Here is a 24,654-nt window from a genome sequence, read left to right on the forward strand (position 1 = left end):
AGAATTGCCTATGGACACTCACCAAAATCGCCACGGCGAGACATGGTATCCCGTCGAGATTTGACCCCCGAATGAGGATTTGATCCAGGATGCAGATGTGCCTACAGTGCGAGGAACTCATGACTGTGAGCACTCGAAATTAGGGGATTTCCATGCACGCACGACGTAAAGCCGCTTCACTACTCGGAGTGGCCCTCTTCCTGGCGACAAGCCTGATCGCATCAGGGCCTGCGCAAGCCGAGACAAGCGCCACCACTAGCACGCTCTCGCCCGAAGTACTACATGACACGAAGATCGGTGATTCTCTGATCTTTTCCGACCCGGCCGCGACACCTGCTCAAGCGACGCCCTCATCCTCGGGGCAAACGTCACTGCGCGCTGCGTCCTTCACCATCACCTGCACGGTCGACGCGCAGAACCCGCACATCTCCGAAGGCGCCCGCAAGAAGGGCCAAATCTATGTGATCTACAAGACCAACGTGAAGTGCACCGGCACCGGCTCCTACCCCCCTACGGCCTCAGTCAGAGTGAGAAGTGGCCTGATGTGGGACAGCGCTTCCTACAACGGAGACACCAGCAACGGTGTGAACTGGCAGCAGGTAAAATCGAACGACGAACCGCGCACCGTCAAGGTGAATGGCTCCGGAAACGTCTTCTACACGCCTGCAGCCGATAAAGCCGGCTCCACCTTGACGGGCCACTATCAGGGTTCATCGACCATCGAGATCATTACCCCCACAGGTCAGAAAACTGGATCCGACATATCGTCTCCTGTTTTTTGCAAGCCGACGACTCAGACGGCAGTCTGCTCTTAGCCGATCCGCTCCATAACAACTTCCGGGGGCGGCGTCAACCAGATCAACGTGACGCCGCCCCCATCCTCATCAAAGCGAGCCGCAACCGAAAATCCGCCGTCTGACGCATTTTTCTTTGCCCACTCTAAAGCCTCTGAAGCCGATCCTCCATCGAGATTGAAGGCGCTGATGCGCCGCCCCGGATTTACAATCATAATCCGGTAACCACTTGCTGTCATTTCCGTCGAAGAATCTCTTTCATCTACTGAATAAACATTCATTTTAGATAAACTGTTTCCAATCGCTAATAGCAAGATATTTGGGCGTGCGCTTCAAGATGCCTTGCGGCATATCGGTGTTAGTAGTATCAGCCCGAATGGTAGCAACCTCATCAGCTGGGACCACGCGGGTTTCGTTCATCAGACCGGCGAAGTATTAGAAGACCTTTCCTTCTGACGTGTCGGGCTGCGTACAGCTCCTAGAAACTCTGCTCCGGTGTCTGCCGGGAGCGGTTTGCCGTGCGACTCGGAGTGGTCTGCGGGACGTTCACCTTGTGCGCTCCGGGCGTCGCGGGAACCGCTTCGGACACGGGCTTGCCCTGTGCGATCGTCGCGCGCATGCGCACGTCGATGGCCTCTTGCGGGATGCCGTGGGCTTTGAGTTCAGCGGCCATTGCGGTGCGGTGCTCGGCGCTGTCGTACGCTGCGGCGCCGTGGTTGCGCTCAGCGCTCGCGCGTCCCTGATCGGACGCGGCGGACGTCTCAGCGGCGCTCCTAGCGGCCGGCGCGGCCATAGCCGGCTCTGCGGTCGGGGTGGGGGCTTCGTCGCGGTAGAGCTGCGCCTGGGAGCGGGCATCGGTAGCCAGCTCTCGCAGCTCGTCGGGCGTGTGAGCGCTGGTGCCGCCCTGCTCGGCGGTCACGTCGTACTCGCGCGCCTGCAACTCCAACGCCGCCGCCTGATCGATGCGGAACTGATCAGGCGTCGGAGCATCGGTGACGGTGGGTGCATCGTCGGCGCGGGCGAGCGAGTTGTCTGCTCGATCATCCAGCCGGTTTGCTTCGCGCACTGCGTCAACCGCGTCCACGAACTCCACCGCAGCGGAGCCCCGCTCGCTCGTGGACAGGTTCTCCGACGCCGCCTGCTCCCGGTTCAGCTCCGCACGCGCCAGAGCCGCACGAACGTCTTCCGGGGCGGCTCCGGGACTGTTCACGTCGACGCCGTACCGCTCCTGCACTTCTCGAGCGATCGTCTCCGACGCGGCCTCGGCGCGCGGGTCGAAGTCCTTCCACTGCTGAGCCGTCTCGTGCATGCGCGCGATCTGGTCGACGTTCGCGCGGTCCCAGAACTCGGGACGCTCGACCAGTGCGAGCCGGTTCGCGGCGACGTCCCGCTCCCCCTCGAACCGGAGCTGCAACCCGCGCTGCTCTTGCTCGCTGCGCCGCTGCGCTTCGCGGGCCATTTCCTCGCGGGCGCGGGCGAACTTGTCCGCCATCTGCGCGGCGACCGCGATCGCCACCCGGAGCGCCTGCCCGGTGTCGTTCATTACCTCGTCGTGTTCCTCGGCCATGAGAGCCCCTTCCCCTACCTCTCCAACTCGTCGCGCTGCTGCGCGGGAGTGTTCGACAATCCCGGACCTGTCGTCGTGGTCGGCACGACCACCGGCCCGCTCGTGCGCGGCGGCAACGTCGTCGGCACCGGCGACCCGACACCGGAGCGGCCCGCGGCCAGCGCGGCGCGCTCCGCGGTCGCACGCTGCTCCGGCGACAACGAGGCCAACACGTTCGTGTGCTCCTGCGCCGTGTAAGCGTCACGAACCTTCGTCAACCGCTCACGCAGCGCCGCGGACAACTCCGCTGCGCGTCGCGCGTCGCCGGCGGCCTGCGCGGCACGGCGAATCGAGTTCGTCGTCGTCGCGAGCTGCCGGAACAGCAGCGCCTCCGCGGTCGCGTTCTTCCCCTTGGACACCTGCGCGAGGATCAGCGCTGTGGTGTTGCTCATCGACGGCATCGCCACCGGACGCGGCCGGCTCTCGGACGGCCGCAACTGCGCCGACCGGGCGAGCGTGCGCGCAGCATCCGCGAGCGGCCCGGGCGTCGTCTCCAACCGCTTTGACCATGCCGCGTAGGCGCCGGCCGTCTCGCGGGCGACGTGCGCCCACGCCGCGTGATCTTCCGGCGGAATCGTCTTGATGTACTCGTGCAGCCGCGTCATATCGCGTGCGTACAGGTCGAAGAACTGCGGGTTCATCTCGGCCTCTTCCCGGCCCGGATTTACCGGCCGGTACTGCCACGGGTTCTTGCTCGACGCGCGCCACTCTGCGACCGCTTCGGTCGCGGATTCCGGGCGGTCCGGCCAGCCCTTCCGAAGCTCGGGGAGCGACAGGTCACGGGCGAGCCGGAGGCCGCCGTGCCACACCGGCTGCTCACCCTTCGCGGGGCGCAGCGCCACCGAGTAACCGGTCACCACATCGTCTCGCCCGGCGGCGAAGCGGGGACGGATGAGCACACCTTCTCGCTTCATCCGGCGCACGAACTCACCCTCATCCACCGACGCTGTAGCCGCGGCCCGCACCGCCCTCTCCAACCGCTTCGCATCGACCTCGACCGCACCGCGCCGCCGCGCCGCCTCGCGCGCCGGCCGGCGCTCTTCGCGCTGCAACAACTCCGGCTGCTGCGCCGCGATCATCGGCGCCAGCTTGTGCTCGTGTTCCAGCTCACGAACCACCTTCATGGCCCGGTGGAAGTCGTTATGCGTCGACGCTTTGGTTCCGTCCTCACGCACCAGAGACACCGCCAGGTGGATGTGATCGTTGCCGTTCGAGGACACGCCGTGACGCACCGCGACCCACCGGCACGCGGCCTTCCCGCTGGCCTCCGTGAAACCCATCCGGTCCACGAAATCCTGCGCGATCTGCCCCCACTTCTCGTCGGTGAGCTGACCCTCCTCCGCCGCAAGAGACAGGGAGCAATGCCACACGTTCGCCTCCTCGCGAACCTTCACCACCTCGCCCGTCTCCGGGTCACGCTTGGACACCTGGCGCAGCACGTCGACCTCGAAATGCTTGCGCGGCTCATCGATGCTCTCAGCGATCGCCAGAGCGGTCGCGCGGTCCAACTCGTCGTACCCGTACAGCGCCATGATCGCCGCATCCCCCGCGACCAGGTGCGGCTCCGTGTGCTCGTTCGCAAACCCGCGTCCCGCGAGGTACGACATCAGCCCACTCATCTGCGCGCCACGGGTCACCTTCGCGATCACGTGCGGTTCACCACCGACAGCGCCTCGGACACCAGACCCGCCACCCGCCGGTACTCCGCCGTGACCTCCACGGCCTCCGCAACGTAGCGGCCCTCCGCGTTCGCGAACCGGGCAATCTGGTTGACGTTGTTCGACGCGTTGGCCATCTCGCGCTGCAACTTGAACAGCATCGCGACAGCCTCTTTCCGCTCCTTCGCAGTTACCACCTTCGCGTCCATCGCGGACTCGAACAACAGCCGCGCCACCGTCACATCTCGGACCTCCGCCCGGGCACGCAACTGTGCATCCTCCTCGGCCGTGACCTTCACCACGTATCGCTTCTCCCGCCGGCCCTCCGGCACGTTCGGACGGCGCTTACGCCCGAAGATCGGCCGCTTCTCCTCCGACTCGGACACGAGAACCACCATCCCTTCAAGGCCCAGCGCAGCGAACCCGCCAACCGGCGGGGACCATACGACCAGTATGCCCCGGTCCTCCACGCAGCGGAAGGGACGCGTGCGACATGGGGCACCCATGTCTATTGCTTGCTGACTCTGAAACTTCACGAACCGGACCGCGAAGCGGTAGGCCGGGTCCCGATCCGCGAAGCAGGATCGAGGACTGGCAGACGACGGCGGCGCCCGTTAATCTGACGGTATGCCTGAGAAGACGATCGATCCCGAATCCGCCGCCACATCAGCCCGAGCCCTCCTCGAGAGATCCGTCGAGGATCGTGTAGCTGCCGTGCGGACTCTCGTCGCCGCGATCAACGACGTCGATACCGCTGATGCCGCCGCCCGAGACGCACGCGACGCTCACTCGAAAGCATGGGACGCCGCCCTCGCTTCGGGATGGAGCGACAAAGACCTCCGCGCCACAGGAGCCCGCGCACCCGGCCCCGCTCGCGTCCGCAAGTCCCGACCGCGAGCGACGACACCGCGCCAGGAATCTCCCCAGACAGAGCAGCCGAACACGGGATCCTCCGGGGACTCCCACCACGAGCCGCAGGAGTGACCCTGCCCCGCCACGCCGCATCCTTTCGGGAGAGGATCGCGCCCGAAGCGCTGGTCCTCCTAGAGGAGCTGAACCTCTACTACCCACCTCGCTTCCGCGAGGGCATCCCCTTCACCGGAACTGCAAACCGTCGACGTCAAGACGCGGTGTTCGTCGACCGCATGCACGATCCGCAGCTCGACCTCCACCCGGACACCGCCGACCGCGCAGCGAACAGCAGCGCCGGGTATCGCGGCGACCGTCGACCCGCCTGGCTTATCGACGCAATAGTCGCCTCCTCCTACGACCCCGAGCGACGCGAAAGAGTGTGGGCCGACGTGCGTAACATGCGCGCCTACACCGATGACTTCGGACCGGTTCTCCGAGATGAACAACGACGACAGATCGACGCCACCTACCGCAAGCAACACCGCATCGATGATCTGGCCTGGACGCCCGTTCGACTCCTCGCCCTCAGCAGCGCCGCCGTCATCCTCACAGTCCTCGCGTGGACCGTCTTCTCTACCTTCACGATCTTTCCGCCACACCCATACGCCGTCAGAATCCTGACGCTCTTTGCAGTAGCCGTGTTCGTGATCGCAGCGCCCGTCTACTTCTACCTCGCCGGGCGACGCCGTGACTACCGCAAGTGGTACTACAGCAGTGACAGTCGCTACGAAACGTCCACCGATGACGAGGACGAGCACGACGGTTCGAGCGCCGCAGCGTGACAACGCACGTCACGTCCGGCCGTCCCTCCGACCGCTCCACTCTGGCCTTCGTGACGAGGGCGTCAAGAGCGCTCCGCGTCCCCTTCGGGGATGCCCCAGAGGGGCACTCCTGACACCCTCCTCCCTCCGGCCGACGCTCTGCTTATCGGAGGGAAGGCCTCACCCTGGGGCACCACTAGCACCCCGGCGAACGGCGCAGCGGGGAGCCGGCCTCGGTCGGCATGCCGACGCATGACGGCCGCCGTATGCGGAAGTAGTCTCTGTCGCATGAGCGCCGCGCAACCGCTGTCAACATCCACCGTCACCCTCGCGATGGACTACGGACAATTCACCATCACCAGTGGCATGCCTGACTCCGACGAACTCGCGCTCCTGGAAGATGCACTGACCACACCGCCCTCGGCCGGCGACGGCCAAACCGTGCTCGTCACATCCCCGCACCAGAACAACTTCCAGACGGCGATCGCCATCGAGCGGTGGGCCACTCGACCCCAGTCCGACACCGACGACTGGGAACAGATATCCGTCGAAACGATCACCCTCACCGCACCAACCGTGCGACTCGACAGTCCCACGATGACCGGTACAACTTTCGAGCTGGCGAAAGGAAGCTACTGGGTCGAAATCAGCGGACGCGGCTTCGTCAACTACGGCTGGCCAGGCTCCACCACACCAGGAGACATATGGCGTCTACGATTCTGGCCCAACACCGGCCCCACCGACCGCACACGCAAACTCTGGGACATGCCCGGCTTCGGTATCCCAACCTCTTCACTGCCGAAGAAATGGGCGGCCATTACGGCCGCAGCGAACGACCCGACAACCTATCCCCCGACTCCCGCGACCGCGCAGCCACTCGATACACCGCCGACCGGCGGACAGTGACGTCACGCCTGAACACTCGGTGCGTGCTCAGCCCCGAGAGCGCAGCTCCGCGGCACGTACGGCCAGCTCCTCGCGGGGCTGATGGGCAGCTCACAGATCACGGCGTGTCGCTGCTCGGGCTCGCTACGGTCAACCCATGACGACTCTTGGCCAGTACTCGCTCCTCAACCTTCTCACCCTGCAACTAGCAGCCAACCCTGCCGCGGCAGTGACTCCAGACGAAGTGCTCGGTGCGATGGAGGAGCGCCGACTCTTCTCGCTGCTGCGGGACACCGCCGAGAGGGTGGGCGCCGATCCGTCCCTCATCGCGTCGCTCGCCACTGCTGAGGAGGACGTGGCCGACTACCTCTCCTCGTGGGCGAACGTCGCTGACCTCCTGCGGAAGTACTCGGGCGACCTGACCGACGACAGCTCGCAGGGGTGGCTCGTTTTGGGGTTCGCTATCAACGACATCGTGCAAGATCGTGGCCGCGACGTCGACGCGACTTGGGACCGTTCGTAGCAGTCCTGCCGCGAGGCCTGGTGCTCGTGCCGCTCACCTTCAACCAGCGACGGAGCTAGTAGTCGTATCCCGCATGGGTGGCGATGCCCAGTCCCGGCGGCGCCGCCACCCTGCCCGCCAACCTGAGGTACACCCCAACCGGACGTCAGGCACCATCGCCGAAGCGCGTCCGAATAGGGCCATGTCGGGCCTTGTCTGACACTTGCACCTGCGGCTCTTAGACTTCAACTGGACAAGTAGCGGTCGGAGGCGGCATGTCGGGTCAGAGGGTCGGGTACGTGCGGGTGAGCACGTTGGATCAGAGCACGGTGCGCCAGCTCGACGGCGTGACGCTGGATCGAGTCTTCGAGGACAAGGCCTCCGGCAAGGACGTGAACCGTCCGCAGCTCGAAGAGATGATCGGGTTCGTCCGCGACGGAGACACGGTGCTCGTGCACTCGATGGATCGGCTCGCAAGAAACCTCGAAGATCTTCGCCGGCTCGTGCGCAGACTGACGGACAAGCGGGTCCGGGTCGAGTTCGTGAAGGAGCAGCTCACCTTCACCGGTGAGGACAGTGCGATGGCGAACCTGCTGCTGAACATGATGGGCGCGTTCGCAGAGTTCGAACGCGAACTCATCCGGGAGCGTCAACGCGAGGGCATCGCCCTCGCCAAGCAACGCGGCGCCTACCGCGGGCGCCGCCGGTCGCTCTCCCCGACCCAGATCGCCGAGCTACACGAACGTGCTGCCGCTGGCGTGCCGAAGACGACGCTGGCGAAGGAATACGGCATCAGCCGAGAGACCGTCTACGCCTACTTGCGTACCAGTGAAACGCCCTCCGCCTAGGCTGGCGCGGTGCTGGCTACCCTGGCCGGGTGGACTTCATTGGGTTGACGCCCCAGCACTTTGACACCGCGCTCGGCGAGGTACTGACCACAGCCATGCAGGCGCAGGGCTGGAGCGCACAGAAGGTAGCCGTGTTCGCACGGCTCCGACCGCGCACCGTCCGACGCATCCTGACCGGTAAAACCTCGGCCGGCACCGTACAACTGCATCGCCTCCTGCGAGTCCTGCAACTCGACCATGACGCCACGATGCGCACCGTCTACATCGAAGCGCGAGTCGCGCAGCTCGCCGCGGACACCGAAGCGGCCGAGGACCGCGACCGCACCCGGGACATGCTCGGATGATGACCGGCAACGACCTCGCCGTTCTCCTCAACCCGTTCGTCATCCTCGGCGCCGTCGTCATCGTTGCGGCAATCCTCGGCGGGCCGTGGCTGCGCGACCGATACATCTTCCGAGAACTCAACCGCGACACCGGCGTCACCCGACACCAGCCCACCGCCCTCTTCACCCCGGGACGCACCGGCAACCCGCCGCTGGTGTACTTCCTGGAACTGCACTACGCCGAACGCCTCGCCACGGTACTGATGCTGCACCGCATCGGCGCCATCGCGAGCCTCCACGACGGCTCCATGACCATGCACGACCGCGCCGGACGCCTCCTCACCCACCTCAGCGCACTCGACGTCGCCTACTATCGCCGCCTCAACGACACAGCCCCACAACCACCCGACCCGGAGTAGACAACCTGGGCCCCGCGCCTCGTTTCACGCCCCCTCAGCGGAACTGCTAACGGCCGGGTCAAACGAGACGACACCCCCAGCGCCACTGCGCGGCCCCACAGCCGACTTGCGCGCGACCGGTCAACGACCCCCTAATGGGACACCGCCAGACGTCAGTGCTCATGGGCCCAACCGGACGGGATCGCTAATGGCCGGTCCGCCCCCTCCCCTACAGGACGGGTCCAGCTACGGTCTCCCCACCAGACGGGTCATCTGCCGGCGAGAAACCGGAGCACGGGCGCTGCAACCGAGGCCGTGAAGCGCGGCGTGGCTAACCAGACCATGCTCGAAGACCCGCGCTTGCCGTCAGGCAGGAGCCCCTGGGCAGACTACGCTCCGGTGGCCAGATCACCCGTCCGTACTTTCAGACCGACGAGTTACCCGACCGCCCTCGATCCACGTCTCGATCACTCTCTGCAGGCGCTGAGATTCCATCCGCACGCAGTTGCTCGCCAGGAGCCCAACCGAACGCACTCGACTGGACCGCACCGGCGTCGGCGAACGGTCGCGCGACGTTCCGCAGTCGGTCACCTCTCTTGAGGACCAAAATTCGTACAGCGCGTACGGCGACACCGATAGCAAACAAGACCCAAAACCCAATCTGAACGACGTTGAGCACTGACGACACCGAAAAAAGACTTGACGCGCTGGCCTCAATCATGGTCTCCTGCTCCTACGGGGTTGGGGGCGAACCTCGCCGACGAGTGAATCTATTCTAGATCACTAAGGTTGTAGTAGTCCATATGTTCAATGGGGAACGAATGCGCACTCGATTCGCGATGACCGCAGCTACATGTCTAGCCGCGGCGCTCATCGCAACGTCATCGCCGGTCAACGCGGCCGAAACGATAAGCACAGGAAACACAGACTCTGTTTCGCAATATCTCGAAGAGCATCCCGATATCGTCATCGCGGATGATGCAGTTCTCAGCTCCGATTCAGTCATCGTCTTCGGCTCGAAGGGTGAAACCGTCGAGGTCATCGGAGATGACGCTCCAAGTGAGGCTCGAACTTCCGGTACGGCCGGAAACGAGTCCGCTCAGGTCGCCGCAGCGTGCAGCTACCGAAACGCCTCATTCGTCAACGTGTCGGGATGGGTGGAATCCACTGACGGATGCGGCATCATCGGCTATGACTCAACTGCTCGGTGGAGCTATTCCTGGACACAGGACAAGTTCGCCTTCAACAGCGGCCCCTCTTGTGTGCAGGGCCGTGGATACTCGGTAACGCCGAGCGTCTCGACGCCGGTGTGGTACACGGCCGGTTGCGGTGGCTCCGGCTCAGCAAACGCCCTCATCGGGAACCGCGCGACCGTGGCCAAGATCCGTGGGTATTCGAGCGCCCCGGGAACAATCGGGTACGTCCGCTGGAAGTGACTCACTCCATCGCGACGAGGCTGCTGGCCGCTTCGGTCAGCAGCCTCGTTGTGGCGTGCGCCCTAGTCGGATGCGCCGAATCTTCAAGTACAACTAAGAGCCTGACGACGAGCGACATTGGCGAAATTGCCAGCAATAACGCATGTTCGAACCCTCACTTGATGGGCGGAGACCCTGACTATTGGGGATCGGCAGCGGGGTTGTACTGCCTACCCGAATCCGGGACTGGCGTTGTTCTAAGAATTTATGATGAACCGGACGCCACCCTCAAGCTTATTGACGATTGGTCTGCCCTCATTACTGAGGATAACCAATTAGTCTACGGCGATTACTGGTTTGCGACAGGTCCCGCAACGACGCTCGAAACTCTCTTCGGTGAATTTAACCCTCGCGGGCCTCAGACATTTGCGCCGGCCGGTACAAAGCCAACCTCCGCTGAAGCAAATTTGGCCTTGTGTTCTTCTATCAGTTACGGCGTCACAACACAGTATCTACACACTGGCGACACTGTCGACCTCCAGCAATATTACGCCAGCTACCCGGGTCTACATGACCTCGTTTCGTCTGTGGCATCTAAGGCCACTCGCGACGGGGCGGAAGCCGCCATACAGGATGACCTACTTCTCACAGCCGCACTGACGAAGTATGATTCCGACATCAAGTCATTTTGTGCAGAATCTTTTGGCGCTAAGCGGAATACTGCTAGCACGGCGCATAATCCTTAATCTTCATCTTTCCGGGCTGCGCGTCCGACGAAGTGAACGGATCGACGAGCATCTGTAGCTTGCCAATTTTCGAAATGACGTACTACAAAAGCTCCCGCAATGAAAGAGTACCCAATTCCCTCAGCTATGCGAGTAAGAACTGGGACCGTTGAAAGAATTTGGCTGATTGTAGGGGACCCGTCAGCTTGATAGGGAGCGATCCAGATCGGCACTATCAATCCGAAAAATAAACCTAACGATATGCCGCCGATGCCAATCCAAAACATTGCGGTTGATGAAAGTGCTTTAATCATGAGGCTCCTTCGCCTATAGCTTAAAGTGTCGTTGGAATCATCGCACTCGGTTGTGGGCGTTGGTATCACCCGGCAGCCGATCAGGCCGCCTGCGTTCCACTCAGCGCGCTCGCCTTCGCGCGGCAGAACCAGCGCTGACCTCCCGATCAGGCGTGGACGTTCCCTTGGCGCCTGCTACACCATTCCCACACCGCTCTGAGCATGTCGGAGGTCGGAGCTACCATCTGCGACATGTCTCAGTGCACAGCGCCCGTACGGGGCCACATTCGCGGCGGCGGCGCCGATTGCCCAGTTCACGGTCGCGGCGGCGGCTACAGCTACTACGAGCAGCCGCGGCCCTACCGGCCGCACACGCCTCCTGCGGCTCCGGCGCCCGTGCGCCGGAGCGGGAGCGTGTCTGGCGGCGGCGGGCGCAGTGCTCGTCCGTCGTGGCAGCCGAGGACGTCGACCGTCTCGTACACGCCGCAGCAGGTCCGCGACCTGGAGCCCGTTCGTCAGGCAACAGTCGTGCGCACGGTTCAGCAGAACGATGTGTTCCTCTGCCACGCGTGGCCGGATCGTCAGGCCGACGCACAAGACGTCTACGAGCAGCTGCTCGCGAACGACGTGACGGTCTGGTTCAGCGAGGTCAGCCTCCGGCCTGGTACAGACATGCGCGTCGCGATCGATCGTGGTCTGGTCAGTTCTCGGATGGGCATCGTACTGGTCACGCCCGCGATGCTCGAGAAGCTGCGCACCGATCGGAGCATCGCGAGCAACGAACTCAGCGCCCTCCTCCGGCGGAGCCTTCTGGTGCCAGTGATGCACGGCGTGACGTTCGAAGAGCTGGACCAGGTGACGCCGACTCTCGCGTCGCGAGGCGGGTTCAGCACGGCGGAGGAGCCGATGGAGAGCATCATCGTCAAGATCGCCGAGCTCGTCGGAGTCCTCACAGAGGAAGAGGCTGACGAACTCAGCATGACGTCCCGCCGCTGGTAGCTCTCGCCCCTAGTCGAACGACAGCAGCACTCGACCAGCCCCGCTACGTTCATCCCATGGCAGAGACGATCACCTTGACCCTGAATCTCGGCCCGAACGCGTCCATCGCCGCGCTTGGGGCGGCGGTCGATGATGTGAGGCGTGTCCTCGAGTTCGCGAGCGCCCTGCAGCGCCGAACAGATCGAGGCGCGCTCATCGCTGCGCGAATGCGTTCGCGACGGCGCGGACTCGGCCGCGCTGGTGACCTTGCCTGGAGCGATGGCTCGCTCTTCTTCGCGGCCCTGGAACCCGTAGACCTTCCTCAGCCGATCGACGAGTTCGAGCGCATCGCTGGCCGCGAAGCGGACGCAAACGCTCAGATCACCGTCCAGAGCCTCCGGTACGAGAACCCGCTCGAACTGGTGATCCTCGCCGGCGGAACCGTCGTCTACGCGCTGCTCCGCCTACTCCGTGACTGGCCTGACCGTCAACAGCTCAACCGAGCGGCAGTCCGCGAGTACGAAAACGGCATCATCTTCCGCGAGCGTGTCCGCGCCCGCGTCCTCGAGCAGATCGATTCCGGGGATCTCCCACTGGCCCCGGAACTGATCGACTCCCTGCTCACCAATGATGTTGCAGACGCCCTCGGTGCCCTCGGCGATGGACCGCTGAAAGTGCTCGGCCTTTCGTCGGGCTCAGCCGCTTCGAAGCCGACCACCGAGAGCTGAGTCGAGCACCGTCCCGTCTACCCATCCCTCATCGGACGGTCGCGCGTTGAGCTGCGCAACGTCAGCACGGGAAGATGGAGGCATGTCGAAGAAGATCGAATCCGCCTACCGCAAGCTGGCCGACGCGCTGGAGAAGCACGCTGAACTTGTGGAGCTGCTGGCTGGCACATCGTGGGCAGCGGTTTGGGACCTTGATGCGCTGAAGACTCAGATCGCAGCCGAGTACAGCTACCCGCAATCATCGCCGCGAACGACGACGGACCGGTAGGCGAGACCTTCAGGCGGGGGTACCTTCGCCGTATGACGGGTGACCCTGGTGCTGTTCTGGCGAGCTTCCGCGAAGCAGCGGTTGCTCAACTCTCTGCGAGCTGACGATCTGAAGTGCTCCCGCAGCGATCGCCGCAAAGGCGATCGTCAAACCTGTGAACGGCAGGGTGTCGGCCACGTCCCAGGGGACAAAGAAGAGTCCATGGTCGGTCAGCGGATTGATCAGCATGAGGAGCACTACCCCGATCAGCGTGATGGGCTGCTTCGGGGAGAAGAGGAACGCGCCGACGATGGCGAGAGGGAAGGTGATCACCCAGAGAACGGACATCGCGACCCAAGGGAAGTCGGACTGGGTGGCGGCGTAGCAGCCGTCCGTCAGGCCACCGAAGCACTGCCCCCAGTGCAGCAAGAAGGCGGCAGCGCCGACGACTCCCGCCGAAATGAGGAGCGTTCCGACGGCCCGTGAGTAGCTCCTGAGTCGCGTCATGGCCCCACCTTACGTTCAGGCCGTGAACTGTCGGTGAACTTTTTCAGGCAAGCTTCCTCTGAGCGTCCTTGCCCTCCACTCTGATGTCTCAGACGGCAATGCCGCCGTCGAGACTCAAAGTTGGGGGACTTCCAGATGTCAATTTCACTCGCTCGTCACGCCGAAACGACACGCAGCAAGCGGTTCATGGGACGCGCTGCGATCGCCGGTGTAGTGCTCGCACTCCTCGCGACCGTGGCACCGGCCGGGGCCCAGGCCGCTCCGGCTCCGGCGCCTGAGGGCTCATCCGCGGTCGGCTACCTCACCACCGACGAGGGATTCACGACCGAAGTTCCGGCCGCGTACCTTCAAGAGGGCGCACCCGAGTGGATCGAATACGACGAGGGCATGTCGGCCGCAGCGGTGGGCGGAACCTGCACGAAGCCGCTGTGCGGCCGGATCGTGAACAAGGGGTCCATCTCCTTCCGAGTCTCCACCGACTACACGACCAACGGGCAGGTCGCCGCGGGTGCGGTGCAGAAGACGATCGCACCCAATGTGGAGGCCGGCGCTCCGTACGACTGGGATGCGGTGCTCATCCCCGCGGGTTACTGCGGCACCTTCTACACCGGAGCCGGGTACTACTTCCGCAGCACCGAAAGCCGCGTCGGACAGGCATCCAGCCGGTGGCACAAGATCGATGACGCGGGCGCCCACGCGATCGTGAAGCAGGGAAGCTGCGCCTAGACGTCTGGCAAGACGGCAAAGAAGGGGGGAGGGGAAGCGCGAGCGCTTCCCCTCCCCCCTTCTTTGCCGTTCCGCAGCTAGACACTCAATCAACCATTCCCATACGAGACGGTTCCGATCTGTTGTTGCGCTCGAGAAGAGACTGCAATGCGTGGCCCGTTGGGGCCGATGGACGATGATGATGTCGCGATGCTAGAGGCCACTGCAACAGATTAGTTCCAATCAAGAAAATTTGTTGCAATGGGTTGGGGTCGCTTCTTGCCAGAAGCGGCCTCGACTATGCGGCCGCTCGGAAAGAATAAAAGACAGCTACGTTATCAATTTGTGACCGGCCGTTCGCGTCGCGTTTGATGATTTTGGGATATTGTCTACATCAGGGCTCATAGGAGATACCTATCACAGCCTTGGGGGGACAAACCATGCGACTCGTCACAACTCGAAAGATGACCATGGCAGCGGCGGCCGGTCTTCTGGCCGGCGCCGCTCTCTTCGCGACGGCGACGCCGGCCAGCGCCGTGCAGTACAGCGGAGGGTACTTCCCTACATACTCCGCCTGCCGTGCCGAGGTTCAGGCCTATCGTGCGGACGGGTGGACGATTCTCAAGAACTGCCCCTACGTTCCGGGGTACGGCTACCTCGTGGACGCATCGAAGGGTTAGGCCATGCGGAAGGCCCGGGTCGCTCGCCTCGGCGATCGGCTCGGGCCTTCCGCATGACAGGATCAGGCCGGGTCGCTCGCCTCGGCGATCGGCCCGGGCCTTCCGCATGGCAGGATCAGAGTGTGGATTCCCGAAGAACGACACTCTGCACCATCGCCACAATTGCAGCGACGATTGCGATCCTCTCTGGCTGCACACCCAGAGACGTCACGTCCGACTCGGCATCGGCATCCGCCCCGGCCTTGTCATCGGCAGCTCCCGAGGCGACTGCGACTGCTTACGATCCCAGTCAGAGCACCGATCAAAATCTGGCCGTCTTCAACTCGGTCAACGAGCGAACGGTCGCGTCAGTCGGCGATCCGAACGGGACGGACTTAGCACAGGCTCTGATCAACAGCGGGTTCGACCAGACGCAAATGGAGACGACTGTCGAAACGACGACCGCGGGCGAAACAGCTGACGCGATTTTTATCGCGGTTAAGTCTAATGGTTCCTGCTTCGTCGGTCAGTATCGTCACAAAGCTTCCGGGGAAGACGGCGACAATAAATATGTCGGGGCGCTGTTCCAACCCATCTCGACGGGTAAATGCCTCATTGGCAACTCGCTGCCAGTCGAGTGATCATCTGGACCGCGTTGCCGTCCGCGGAGTTTTAAGTTGACCAAGTAACGCCCCTATCGGACGCGAGACGACCCGCTACCTAGACCGTCGGCCGGCGGCGGTGTTCGCGTCGAGCTGGCGATCAATGTCAGCGACGATCGCGCGAGCACGCTCGGCCTGCCCGCGGGGGTCGCGACCGCGGACCGATCGGCTGACCGTTGTAGCGTGCGCTCTCCTCCTCGTTCTTGGCTTGGTTGTCCACCTCGCTGGCGAACTCTTGTAGTGCTGCGGCTGTCGACGGCGATCGTCACCCGCGACTCGCATTTGGCGCCGGGTGAGGTCCAAAACCGGATGCCGGCGTGCACCACGCCGGACGGGTACGACGACTGGCTCGGTGGGCACCTGGACGTCGACGCTTTGAAGGAGCTGCTCGAGTAGAAGTCGAGCGCGGTCGCGTTCGACCTCGAGCACTACGAGGTTTCTCGAGATGTGAACAGCGTCCGCGACAACGGACCCCACCTGCTCGACCCGCTCCCCTGGGCGTCGTCGTGTTGGCACGTCGTGTCTAATGGTGCGGTGCGGTCGAGAAGTGGGGACTTCGTTGACGCCGCGACGGCCATACCGGTGCAAGGGGCTCCGGTGCCGCCCTGCTCTCGGCCGCGTGCATGGCGCGGCCGAGAGCAGCACCCGCGACGCAGCTTTCCGAAACCTGGGTTGCCGAGAATGAGGCCATGTCTAGAGGCGGTCCGACCAACCCGATGCCGGGCCAGCACATGCGCTTCGTGCGGTACGTGAGCACTCGTGACGGGTGGACGCCCGAGATCGTGCGCGGCGAAATCGAGGACCGCACGGACGCCGGCTGGCGGGTGCGGGTCATCGATGACGTGCGCGAGCTCCCGGAGACGGAGTGGTCGATCTACTACCCCTGACCGGGGCCTCTCGGCGGGGTGAGCGCGGACGCCAGACACTCGCTCATGGTGCGCCGCCTGTAAGCGGCTGGCTGGTAGAAACAGAGCGATCACTGATTCCCTCTGCTTGGAGATACCCGATGGCACAGAAGCTCTCTCTGATCGATGACCTGGACGGCTCTGCAATTGAGGGTGACGGTGGAACCGTCACCTTCTCGATTGACGGCGCGAACTATGAAATCGATCTATCGGCGAAGAACACGGCCGAGCTGCGCTCCGTGTTCGAGAAGTACGTGGACGCCGGCCGTCGTGTGCGTCGAGACGGTAACGCCGGCTCCTCGGCTCCCGCTCGGGCGAAGAGCGACCCGGAGCGGTTGAAGGCGGTCCGGGAGTGGGCGGCGAAGAACGGGCACAACGTGTCGGATCGCGGCCGCATCTCTGCTGAGGTTCAGAAGGCGTACGACGACGCCCACTAGGGCGGCGTCACCGTTGACGCTCGGTGGAGCGGCGCCGCGGGTAGCCCCCGGCGGGCCGCGAAACGGAGTGCGCGCCGGGGGCTACTGGCGGTCCCTCGGCCAACCGGGGCGAATGGCGGGGTCCGCGGCAGCGGAGCCGGGACGTGCGGTCCCGCTCGACGCCGCCTCGTCAGCGTAGAACGCTGCCCGCTTTGGGGGCAGTCCCAGTCGCCGGTGTCACAGTGACGCCATGGCCACTCCCCGGAATCCCCTGGCGCGTGCGGCGCTGATCAGCAACGGCATGGTCTGGTTCGGGTTGTCGCTGATGTTCGCGAGCATCGCCGGGGGGCAGACGTATGCGGCATTCACCGGGCAGTGGTTCAACGTCCTCGGCTGGGTGCTCCTCGTTGCGGTGGCGATCGGCCTGGCCGTCGTCGGCGTCATCGAGAACCGGAACATTCGCGCGGGAAAGACGCGCAAACCGCGGCCCCGCCGCTGACCACCGCTCGAGCGCGAATGGCCGGTCCACGCGTGTGATCGGGGGGGTCGAGGGGGGTCTCCCCCTCGTGCGGGCCGGCCCGTTTCGGGTCGACCCGCAGGCGCGTGCTCAGAGCATGTAGAGGTGGTATCCGACCGCCACGCCCTCGCGGAGCGGGCCGAAGGTGTCGGCGTAGTCCTGCGTCTCGTGGCTATTCGTGATGAGGTCGAGCGCGACGCGCTCCTCGTCGCTCTCGTCGCTCATCTCGTCGGGCTCGTCCTCCCACTCGCGGAGGACCCGATGCCCCGCGTCGGTGACGCGGCAGAGCGCCCAGTATCCGGAAAACGTGCCGACGCTCTCGCGCTTGAACACGAGAGCCGTGGCGGTCGGCCAGGCGTGCCGGGCGGCAGCGGTGAAGAGCACGCGCACCGCGGCGTGCAGGGCGCGGATCTCGCCAGTCTGGGCGGCAGCGTTCACGGCGTCTTGCGCGGCGCGCAGCTCGGCGGTGTGTCCCCACTCGTCGACGTCGGGGGCGGGGGTCGTGGTGGTGGTCATGGTGGGCCTTTCTGCAGAGTCGGAGGAAGGGGGGCGGGGACCGGCGGCTGCCGGTCCCCGCGGAGCGGGCTAGCTCAGGTCCGCCGCGTCGGCGGCGGTGGTGTCGCCGGTGACGACCTGCTCGACCGGGGAGAGCGCGTATCCCCAGGCGGCGAGCTGGCGGAAGTGAGCGGCGGCGCGGGCGTCGCCGCGGCGCCAGGACTCTTTGCTCGTGTTCGCCTCCTGCCCTGCGAGGACGACGGCCAGCGCGACCAGGCGGGCCTTCGCGGGGTTCGCCTCGACCAGCGGGGCCAGCGCGTCGGCGTGGTAGCCGGAGGGCTGGGTGACGCCGAGGAGGGTGTGCGCGAGCGCGTTGCCGTTGCCCATCCCGCCCGACACCGACGAGCGGTGCGCGGTCAGTCCCAGGGCGATGACGCGCTCGGCGTCCTTCGGGAGGGTCTTCCGGGACAGGAGCGTCGTGATCCAGTCGCGGCGTACCGTCTCGGCGGCGATCCATGCGCGGTTGTTCGCGAGGAGGATGCGGCGCTCGGCGGACTTCGCTGCCTTCTCTTCCTCCGTCTCGGGTGCGGCGGGCGCGTTGTAGGCGTAGCTGAATCCGTGGGCGGCGGGGTCCTGGATCGCGTAGGAGACGTGGGTGTTGCCGTCGTAGATGGTGCTCACGAGGACGCCCCGCGGCTCGATGGTCGCGATGTGCTCGACGGTGACGCGCTTGCCGTCTTCGGTGCGCAGCGGGTCGATGACGACCCACGCGCTGCCCTCGCCGTCGACCTGATCGCGGGTGAGGACGGTGAAGCCTGCGGCCTCCTGGTTCGCCTCCTCCACGAGGACGGCGACGCGGCGGGCGCGCGCCTTGCGGTGGCGCTCTGCGGTGTGGGTGAACTGGCTCGGGTTGGTGGTGGCGACGGTGATGAGGTCGGCGCGGGCTTCCTCGTCGTCCTCAAATTCGAGGATGATCGCGGCCTGGTCCAGGGTCAGCTCGTGCTCGTGCAGCGCGGTCCGCGCGACTGCGGACTCCTCGACCGCCAGTCCCGCTTTCACGGTCGCGGCCTTGGTGCCGGTGCGCTTGGCGATGCTCGCGGCCGACAGGCCCTCGAACGACAGCTGCGCCCACGCGGCGGTGCGGTCGGCGGTGGTGAGTTCGGCGCGCTGGTCGTTCTCGATGATCTGCTGCACGATCCGCTCGGCGGTCTTGTCGTCGCCCTCCACGACGTAGACAGGGATCGTCGCGAGGCCGATTTCACGGCTCGCGAGGGTCCGGCGCTGCCCCGCGCGGACGATCACGTTGCCGTGCTCGTCGCGGCGTCCGAGCACGGGCGACAGGATGCCGCTCTGACGGATGGAGTCGATGAACTCCTTCGTCAGCGGGGCGCTGGTGCGGACGTTCTGCTCGATCACGAGGGCGGTCGGGTCGATGTGCTCGATGGTCCCGGTTGCGGTGGTGTTCACGATGGTTTCTCCTTGATCAATGTGCGATCATTGAGGCGACGGGTCCCGTGGTTCTAGTGAAACTACGGGGCTTTTGTCGTCTTCCTGATCGTTTTTCTTTGCCTCTCCGGCGGGATGAAACCAATTGAGTGGAGACGCCGTAGTGACGGGCTTTCCGGGCGAAATAAGGGCGCTTGCGCCCGCGTCCGGAAAGGTCGGCACGGAGGCGTCGGAGCGAGATAGGTTGAAACCGCGGAGAGGTGAAGAAAACAGAAAAACAGGCCGCGTAGCGGCTTCCCCTCGGCGGTGCTCCGTCACCGCTGCGCGAGTGCAGCTCGCGCCCCCCGGAACGGGGATGCCGGGGAGTGTGAGGGGGTCGCCCCTCACGGGCCGGCCCGCAGGCCGGCCCGCACCGCGCGGCTACCGGTCGGCGGGCTCGTAGCAGTTGGCGCAGTCGCACGGCCCGCCGGGGTTCTCCACCCGCTCGACGGCCGCGATCTGCGCGGCCTGCTCCGCCGGGGAGAGCGCCTGCCACCCCTCATCCGCCCGCCGGTTCAGCTCGACGCGCGCCGCACGCTCGTCCACCGTCTCCGGGGTCGGGGTGAGGAAAGCGGCCAAAGCCGCGCCGGTGTCCTGCTTCTCGGCGGCGGTGAGGAACGCGATCAGCGCGGCCGCGTAGTCGCTTCCGTCGTTGGTGACGGGGAACCCGCCCGGGCACCCCTCCCCGGGCAGGGTCAGGGTGTTGCGGACGTGCGCGAGGATCTCGGCGTCCGTGGCGGCGGCGTCCTCGTCGGACTCCGCGCGGCGGGTGGTGAGGATGAGGGCGAGCTGTTCGGCGCTCGCGCGGCCGGTGTCGGTGGTGGTCATGGTGTGGTCCTCTCAGCGGCTCATGAACGGGGCGACGCGGCGGATCGCTGCGCGGCGGGCGTGGGTGACGCAGTGGCGGAACGAGCCGCTGGTGATGCCGTGCAGCTCGTCGGAGTGCCACGCCTCCCAGACGCCGGACTTGCGGCGGGTGACGAGCACGGAGGGCGTCGTCTTGGGGTCGGTGCCCACGACGCGGATGCTCACCGCGCGGGTGTTTGCGAGCGTGAGATAGGTCTTAGCCGTGGTCTGCAAGTCGGTGGCGGTCTGCATGGTGTGGGTGCTCCCTCTGGCTGATCGTTTTTCTTTGCCTCTCCGGCGGGAAGAACCGTTTGAGTGGAGGCGGCGCAGTGACGCCTATTCCGAACGAAATAAGGGAGCGCAGCGACCGCGTTCGGAATAGGTGGCACGTAGCCGGTGGAGCGAAATAGGTTTGAACCGCGGAGAGGTGAAGAAAACGGGGAATCGGGCCGCGTAGCGGCTTCCCCTCGGCGGTGCTCCGTCACCGCTGCGCGGGCGGAGCTCGCGCCCCCGGAACGGGGATGCCGGGGAGTGTGAGGGGGGTCGCCCCTCACGGGCCGGCCCGGAGGCCGGCCCTCGCCCGCTCAGCTCGCCGCGGCCGTCTCCGCGACCGCCTCGCGGGCCGCGTCGAGTTCCGCGGCGGTGCGGTGTCCTTGCACGTCGGCGTAGGCGACGGAGTAGGGGCGCGTCCCGGCGTTCCAGTCCAGCGCGACGGTCACGGTCTTGGGGTTCACGCGGGTCACGACGCTCCACCCGTGCTTGTGCTTGATCGCGTCGCCCTTGGCGATCGTCTCGCGGCTGTAGATCGTGACCTGTCCCGCGGCGGCCTGCGCCTCGCGGACCTCCGACCAGTAGTCGCGCTGATCTTCGAGCTGCGCGCGCTCGGCGTGCAGCCGGTCGAGTCGGTCGCCGGTCGCGGGCGCGGTGGTCTCGACGTAGCCGCCGCCGAAGTTGTGCGAGCTGCCCTCGATCTTCCGCGTGTATCCGCGAATGTCGGTGTCGAGCCGGTCGATGCGGCGGGCGACCATCGCGGGCGCGTAGCGGGATTCGGTGGTCCTCGCGGCGACGTCGGCGCGAGCGCGGGCGCGGGTGGCCTCGCGGTCGGCCTCGACGCTGCGACCCATCGCGGCGTCGGCCTTGGCAATCGCGTTCCGATGCCGCGTCTCCGAGTGGTGGCCGATCTTGATCGGCTCCCCGCCCTCGGGCAGGCGGCGGAGGGCGCGGCGGGCGGCCTCGTCGGCGTCGTCCGCCTGCTCGGCGCGACGGTCAGCCTTCGCGTCGAGCGCGTCGACGCGGGCCGCCTGGCGCTCGAGGGTCGCCGCCTCCGCCTCGGCGGTCGGGCGGAACGTCTCTTCGGCCTCGATGGTGACCTCGTGTCCCGCGTCGCGCAGGGCGGTCGCGGCGCGGTTGATGGTCCACCACTTCGGCAGGCGGTCCCGGGACTGCGGGACGTACCAGGCGCCGATGGAGCGGCCCCAGCGCCAGCCGGACGCCTTCAGGATCTCGGCGGTGCCGTCGCCGCGGCTGGTGCCCTCGATGAGGGTTCCGGCTTCGGGGGTGTGGGTGATGGTGAGCATGCTCTGTCTCCTTCTCGTCTCGGCGGGGGTCAGTCGTTGTCGCGGAAGTCGACGGTCGTCTCGCTGCGGTCGTGCAGCGCGTACGCGGCCGGGTACAGGTCGAGCGCTCGCGCGACGTCGACCGGCACGACGACGTAGGCGTCGGAAGCCATGTAGCCGATCCGGCCCTCCCCCACGGGCTCGACGGGCTCGAAGTGCTGCAGCGTCACCCCGGCGACCGCTCCGCTGCGGGTGACCAGGTGCACGGCAGGGGTCTGCTCGGTCACCGGGTCGCGGCCACCGGCGCCGACGATGACCACCTGACGGGCGGTCCGGCTGATGCCCTCCGTCCCGGGTCCGTGGTACTCGCTCTTGATGACCTCGGTACGGGTGCCGCGCTGCTGAGTCATGGTGTGTCTCCCTCTGGCTGATCGTTTTTCTTTGCCTCTCCGGCGGGAAGAACCGTTTGAGTGGAGGCGGCGCAGTGACGCCGCTATCGGGCGAAATAAGCCCGCAGGGCGCGTCCGATAGCGGTGGCACGTAGCCGGTGGAGCGAAATAGGTTGAGACCGCGGAGAGGTGAAGAAAAAGAGGAAACGGGCCGCGTAGCGGCCTCCTACCGGCGGTGCTCCGTCACCGCTGCGCGAGTGCAGCTCGCGCTCCCCGGAACGGGGAATGTCGGGGAGTGTGAGGGGGTCGCCCCTCACACTGCCGGCCCGAAGGCCGGCCCGCCGCCTCTCAGCTCTCGTCGTCGCTCTCGTCGTCGTCGGCGTCGAGGATCGCGGCGATGCGGTGCGCGGTGGTGAGCACCCGCGCGGCCGTCTCGCGGATCGTGTCGGCCTTGCAGTCGCTCCACGTCGCGACGTAGCCGACGCTGTAGGCGCTGGTGTCGAATCCGACGAGCCCGGCGACGACGAACGCGACGGACTCGGCTTCCGTCTCCATCAGCCCTCGGTGCTGCGCGTACTCCTCCAGGTCATCAACGTGACCCATCAGCACGTGCGCGGCCTCGTGGATCAAGGTCTTTGCGGCCTGCTCCGGCGACAGGCTGGAATCCACGACGACCGTGCGCTCCTCGGGGGCGGCGTAGCCGTTCGTTCCCTGCGGCAGCGGGCGGCGCTCGACCGTCCACCCCTCGGCCTCGAGAGCGGCCGTCAGCGGCGCAATGACGCCGTGATCGTGCTCCCCGGTGAGTAACTGCGCGATGTCGCGGGGATCCTCGGCGCCCTCCATCAGGTCGGTCTGCTCGATCGCGAACACGGACACGAGCGGGTAGTACGTCTGGACTTTCTGCCCCTTCTCGTCGGTGCTGGTCGTGGTGCCCTCCTCGGCCTCCTCGTCGGCGGCGATCTTTCGCTGAGCGAAGCCGAAAATCTTGATCGCCTTCTCGCCCTTGCGCACCTGGCGGCCCTTGGCCTGCCACGCGCGGAACCCGGCGACGGCGGAGGCGTCGGGGCGCTGAGCGAGGATCAGCAGCAGGTTGCCCAGGCTGTAGCGGTGGAACGAGGACGCGAACGAGAGGAACCGTCGCCACTGGTCGGAGTCGCGCAGCGCCTCGACCTGCTCGGTGATGCTCTCGTGCAGCGCGGCGGCCTGCTCGCGGCGCTCCTCCGGTGTGGTCCGCGGGGCGCGCTTCTTGGCGGTGGTCTTGCGGGCGGTGGTCGTGCTGGTCATGGCGATTCTCCCTGTGCGAGGATCGACGCGACGGGTCCCGTGGTTCTAGATCAACTACGGGGCTTTCGTCTTGTCTGATCGTTTTTTTGTGCCTCTCCGGCGGGAAGAACCGTTTGAGTGGAAGCGGCGGAGTGACGCCTATTCCGAACGAAATAAGGGAGCACAGCGACCGCGTTCGGAATAGGTGGCACGTAGCCGCTGGAGCGAAATAGGTTTGTACCGCGGAGAGGAACAAAAAACCTCGAAGCAGCGCCGCGCAGCGGCTCCCCGTCGCCGCAGGCGATGTGCGCGAAGCGCACCCCGCGCCTCGAGCGGAACACCGGGGAGGGTGAGGGGCCGGCCCCTCACGGGACGGCACCGCCGGCCCTCTCCCACCTCCCGACCGCGACATGCTGACTTGTAAACATGCCTACAAGTCAGCACGCGCGGCCGGTGTGGGTCACAGGCACCAGTCCTCGGACCAACCGGAGGGCGGGACGACAGCGTGCGCCTCGCCGGTCCAGTGGAGGTAGTAGAGCGTGCTGCCATAGTCGTGATCCCCCGCGGTGACGTCCATCTGGCGGTTCTCCACGTCCGGCTCCGCGCTGCTCCACCGGGTAGAGACGTCCACCGCGCGGAGTTCCCCGGAGTCGGTCACGAGCGTCTGGCAGACGGGGCACCGGAGCGCTTCGTACGTCTCGCCGTCATCGGTCACCGTCTCGATCAGAAGCTCGGGGGCCGCTGCCCACACCTGCTGGTGCAGCTCCTCGATCGTCGCGAGCAGCGCTTCCGCGCGGCTCCCCGGCGTCTCCTGCGTGGTGGTGGTGTCGAGTTCGGTATCGGCGGTCATCGGCGTGGACTGCATGATGTGGCGCTCCCTTGTCTGATCGTTTTTTTGTGCCTCTCCGGCGGGAAGAACCGTTTGAGTAGAGGCGGCGGAGTGACGCCTATTCCGGGCGAAATAAGGGAGCTTGCGACCGCGCCCGGAATAGGTGACACGGAGACGACGGAGCGAAATAGGTTTGCACCGCGGAGAGGAACAAAAAACCTCGAAGCAGCGCCGCGCAGCGGCTCCCGGTCGCCGCAGGCGATGTGCGCGAAGCGCACCCCGCGCCTCGAGCGGAACACCGGGGAGGGTGAGGGGCCGGCCCCTCACGGGACGGCACCGCCGGCCCT

The 24,654-nt window shown here is 65.8% G+C and carries 30 protein-coding genes; 16 read left to right on the plus strand and 14 right to left on the minus strand.

The annotated features are described in order from the left end of the window. Nucleotides 1-188: 188 nt before the first annotated feature. Nucleotides 189-815 (plus strand): hypothetical protein, encoded by a 627-nt coding sequence (locus C5D04_RS17930; RefSeq protein ID WP_146083200.1) that lies wholly within the window; start codon nt 189-191, stop codon nt 813-815. On the opposite strand, the gene C5D04_RS10140 is transcribed toward C5D04_RS17930, so the two are convergent. The 5 genes from C5D04_RS10140 to C5D04_RS18665 all read right to left on the minus strand — a co-directional run bounded on the left by C5D04_RS10140 (nt 812) and on the right by C5D04_RS18665 (nt 4,847). Next, on the minus strand, nt 812-1,108 hold the full coding sequence (locus C5D04_RS10140) for a hypothetical protein (protein WP_258068887.1): 297 nt from the start codon (nt 1,106-1,108) through the stop codon (nt 812-814). The two genes, C5D04_RS17930 and C5D04_RS10140, sit on opposite strands and share 4 nt — an antisense overlap. A 164-nt stretch (nt 1,109-1,272) precedes the next feature. After that, the gene (locus C5D04_RS10145) at nt 1,273-2,361 is read right to left on the minus strand and encodes a hypothetical protein (protein WP_104256230.1); all 1,089 of its coding nucleotides are present in this window, start codon (nt 2,359-2,361) and stop codon (nt 1,273-1,275) included. A 14-nt stretch (nt 2,362-2,375) separates the two neighbouring features. Further along, the gene (locus C5D04_RS10150; RefSeq protein ID WP_104256231.1) at nt 2,376-4,049 is read right to left on the minus strand and encodes a relaxase/mobilization nuclease domain-containing protein; all 1,674 of its coding nucleotides are present in this window, start codon (nt 4,047-4,049) and stop codon (nt 2,376-2,378) included. Beyond that, entirely contained in the window at nt 4,046-4,456 is a 411-nt protein-coding gene (gene mobC / locus C5D04_RS10155) for a plasmid mobilization relaxosome protein MobC (RefSeq protein ID WP_104256232.1), read from the minus strand. The genes C5D04_RS10150 and mobC overlap by 4 nt, the downstream gene beginning before the upstream one ends. Before the next feature lie 268 nt (nt 4,457-4,724). Beyond that, entirely contained in the window at nt 4,725-4,847 is a 123-nt protein-coding gene (locus tag C5D04_RS18665) for a hypothetical protein (RefSeq protein WP_258063701.1), read from the minus strand. 191 nt (nt 4,848-5,038) lie between these two features. Between C5D04_RS18665 and C5D04_RS10160 the strand changes: the two genes are divergently transcribed. From C5D04_RS10160 to C5D04_RS10205, 10 genes are all read left to right on the plus strand, one after another. Then, nucleotides 5,039-5,752, plus strand: a complete 714-nt coding sequence (locus C5D04_RS10160) for a hypothetical protein (protein ID WP_104256233.1) — start codon at nt 5,039-5,041, stop codon at nt 5,750-5,752. A gap of 267 nt (nt 5,753-6,019) precedes the next feature. Beyond that, on the plus strand, nt 6,020-6,637 hold the full coding sequence (locus C5D04_RS10165; protein ID WP_181074614.1) for a hypothetical protein: 618 nt from the start codon (nt 6,020-6,022) through the stop codon (nt 6,635-6,637). A gap of 136 nt (nt 6,638-6,773) precedes the next feature. Continuing rightward, entirely contained in the window at nt 6,774-7,139 is a 366-nt protein-coding gene (locus C5D04_RS10170) for a hypothetical protein (RefSeq protein WP_146083202.1), read from the plus strand. Between the two features lie 254 nt (nt 7,140-7,393). Continuing rightward, the gene (locus tag C5D04_RS10175) at nt 7,394-7,966 is read left to right on the plus strand and encodes a recombinase family protein (RefSeq protein ID WP_104256235.1); all 573 of its coding nucleotides are present in this window, start codon (nt 7,394-7,396) and stop codon (nt 7,964-7,966) included. A gap of 29 nt (nt 7,967-7,995) precedes the next feature. Then, entirely contained in the window at nt 7,996-8,310 is a 315-nt protein-coding gene (locus tag C5D04_RS10180; protein WP_104256236.1) for a helix-turn-helix transcriptional regulator, read from the plus strand. After that, a complete protein-coding gene (locus C5D04_RS10185) occupies nt 8,310-8,708 on the plus strand; it encodes a hypothetical protein (protein ID WP_104256237.1) in 399 nt (132 codons plus the stop codon). Before C5D04_RS10180 ends, C5D04_RS10185 begins: the two co-directional genes overlap by 1 nt. A gap of 818 nt (nt 8,709-9,526) precedes the next feature. After that, the gene (locus C5D04_RS17935; RefSeq protein WP_146083203.1) at nt 9,527-10,123 is read left to right on the plus strand and encodes a hypothetical protein; all 597 of its coding nucleotides are present in this window, start codon (nt 9,527-9,529) and stop codon (nt 10,121-10,123) included. Nucleotides 10,124-11,372: 1,249 nt separating this feature from the next. After that, the gene (locus C5D04_RS10195; RefSeq protein ID WP_104256238.1) at nt 11,373-12,119 is read left to right on the plus strand and encodes a toll/interleukin-1 receptor domain-containing protein; all 747 of its coding nucleotides are present in this window, start codon (nt 11,373-11,375) and stop codon (nt 12,117-12,119) included. A gap of 56 nt (nt 12,120-12,175) precedes the next feature. After that, entirely contained in the window at nt 12,176-12,826 is a 651-nt protein-coding gene (locus C5D04_RS10200; RefSeq protein WP_104256239.1) for a hypothetical protein, read from the plus strand. A gap of 82 nt (nt 12,827-12,908) precedes the next feature. Next, nucleotides 12,909-13,094: a hypothetical protein gene (locus tag C5D04_RS10205; RefSeq protein WP_104256240.1), complete on the plus strand. Its 186-nt coding sequence runs from the start codon at nt 12,909-12,911 to the stop codon at nt 13,092-13,094. Nucleotides 13,095-13,103: 9 nt separating this feature from the next. Here C5D04_RS10205 and C5D04_RS10210 read toward each other — a convergent pair whose 3' ends face one another. Continuing rightward, nucleotides 13,104-13,580, minus strand: coding sequence for a hypothetical protein (locus C5D04_RS10210; RefSeq protein WP_104256241.1), 477 nt, complete (start codon nt 13,578-13,580; stop codon nt 13,104-13,106). A gap of 213 nt (nt 13,581-13,793) precedes the next feature. Between C5D04_RS10210 and C5D04_RS10215 the strand changes: the two genes are divergently transcribed. The 5 genes from C5D04_RS10215 to C5D04_RS10230 all read left to right on the plus strand — a co-directional run bounded on the left by C5D04_RS10215 (nt 13,794) and on the right by C5D04_RS10230 (nt 17,426). After that, a complete protein-coding gene (locus C5D04_RS10215; protein WP_104256242.1) occupies nt 13,794-14,306 on the plus strand; it encodes a hypothetical protein in 513 nt (170 codons plus the stop codon). Between the two features lie 781 nt (nt 14,307-15,087). Beyond that, a complete protein-coding gene (locus C5D04_RS17940; RefSeq protein WP_146083204.1) occupies nt 15,088-15,585 on the plus strand; it encodes a DUF6993 domain-containing protein in 498 nt (165 codons plus the stop codon). A 710-nt stretch (nt 15,586-16,295) separates the two neighbouring features. After that, nucleotides 16,296-16,493: a hypothetical protein gene (locus C5D04_RS17945; RefSeq protein WP_146083205.1), complete on the plus strand. Its 198-nt coding sequence runs from the start codon at nt 16,296-16,298 to the stop codon at nt 16,491-16,493. A 119-nt stretch (nt 16,494-16,612) separates the two neighbouring features. Next, the gene (locus tag C5D04_RS10225; RefSeq protein WP_104256244.1) at nt 16,613-16,948 is read left to right on the plus strand and encodes an Lsr2 family protein; all 336 of its coding nucleotides are present in this window, start codon (nt 16,613-16,615) and stop codon (nt 16,946-16,948) included. A gap of 229 nt (nt 16,949-17,177) precedes the next feature. After that, nucleotides 17,178-17,426 (plus strand): hypothetical protein, encoded by a 249-nt coding sequence (locus C5D04_RS10230; protein WP_146083206.1) that lies wholly within the window; start codon nt 17,178-17,180, stop codon nt 17,424-17,426. A 108-nt stretch (nt 17,427-17,534) separates the two neighbouring features. Here C5D04_RS10230 and C5D04_RS10235 read toward each other — a convergent pair whose 3' ends face one another. The 8 genes from C5D04_RS10235 to C5D04_RS10270 form a co-directional block, all read right to left on the minus strand. Beyond that, nucleotides 17,535-17,960: a hypothetical protein gene (locus C5D04_RS10235; protein ID WP_104256246.1), complete on the minus strand. Its 426-nt coding sequence runs from the start codon at nt 17,958-17,960 to the stop codon at nt 17,535-17,537. A 69-nt stretch (nt 17,961-18,029) separates the two neighbouring features. Next, entirely contained in the window at nt 18,030-19,406 is a 1,377-nt protein-coding gene (locus C5D04_RS10240; RefSeq protein ID WP_104256247.1) for a ParB/RepB/Spo0J family partition protein, read from the minus strand. A 399-nt stretch (nt 19,407-19,805) separates the two neighbouring features. Beyond that, on the minus strand, nt 19,806-20,252 hold the full coding sequence (locus C5D04_RS10245) for a hypothetical protein (protein WP_104256248.1): 447 nt from the start codon (nt 20,250-20,252) through the stop codon (nt 19,806-19,808). A 12-nt stretch (nt 20,253-20,264) separates the two neighbouring features. Beyond that, nucleotides 20,265-20,522: a hypothetical protein gene (locus C5D04_RS10250; RefSeq protein ID WP_104256249.1), complete on the minus strand. Its 258-nt coding sequence runs from the start codon at nt 20,520-20,522 to the stop codon at nt 20,265-20,267. Between the two features lie 332 nt (nt 20,523-20,854). After that, nucleotides 20,855-21,847, minus strand: a complete 993-nt coding sequence (locus C5D04_RS10255; protein WP_104256250.1) for a DUF3560 domain-containing protein — start codon at nt 21,845-21,847, stop codon at nt 20,855-20,857. Between the two features lie 29 nt (nt 21,848-21,876). Further along, nucleotides 21,877-22,236 (minus strand): hypothetical protein, encoded by a 360-nt coding sequence (locus tag C5D04_RS10260; protein WP_104256251.1) that lies wholly within the window; start codon nt 22,234-22,236, stop codon nt 21,877-21,879. A gap of 327 nt (nt 22,237-22,563) precedes the next feature. Continuing rightward, complete coding sequence (locus C5D04_RS10265; protein WP_104256252.1) at nt 22,564-23,499, minus strand: ArdC-like ssDNA-binding domain-containing protein; 936 nt, start codon at nt 23,497-23,499, stop codon at nt 22,564-22,566. A gap of 439 nt (nt 23,500-23,938) precedes the next feature. Next, nucleotides 23,939-24,343 (minus strand): hypothetical protein, encoded by a 405-nt coding sequence (locus tag C5D04_RS10270; protein ID WP_104256253.1) that lies wholly within the window; start codon nt 24,341-24,343, stop codon nt 23,939-23,941. Between the last annotated feature and the right edge of the window lie 311 nt (nt 24,344-24,654).

This window comes from Rathayibacter sp. AY1D2, assembly GCF_002932695.1.
Taxonomy (GTDB): Bacteria; Actinomycetota; Actinomycetes; order Actinomycetales; family Microbacteriaceae; genus Rathayibacter.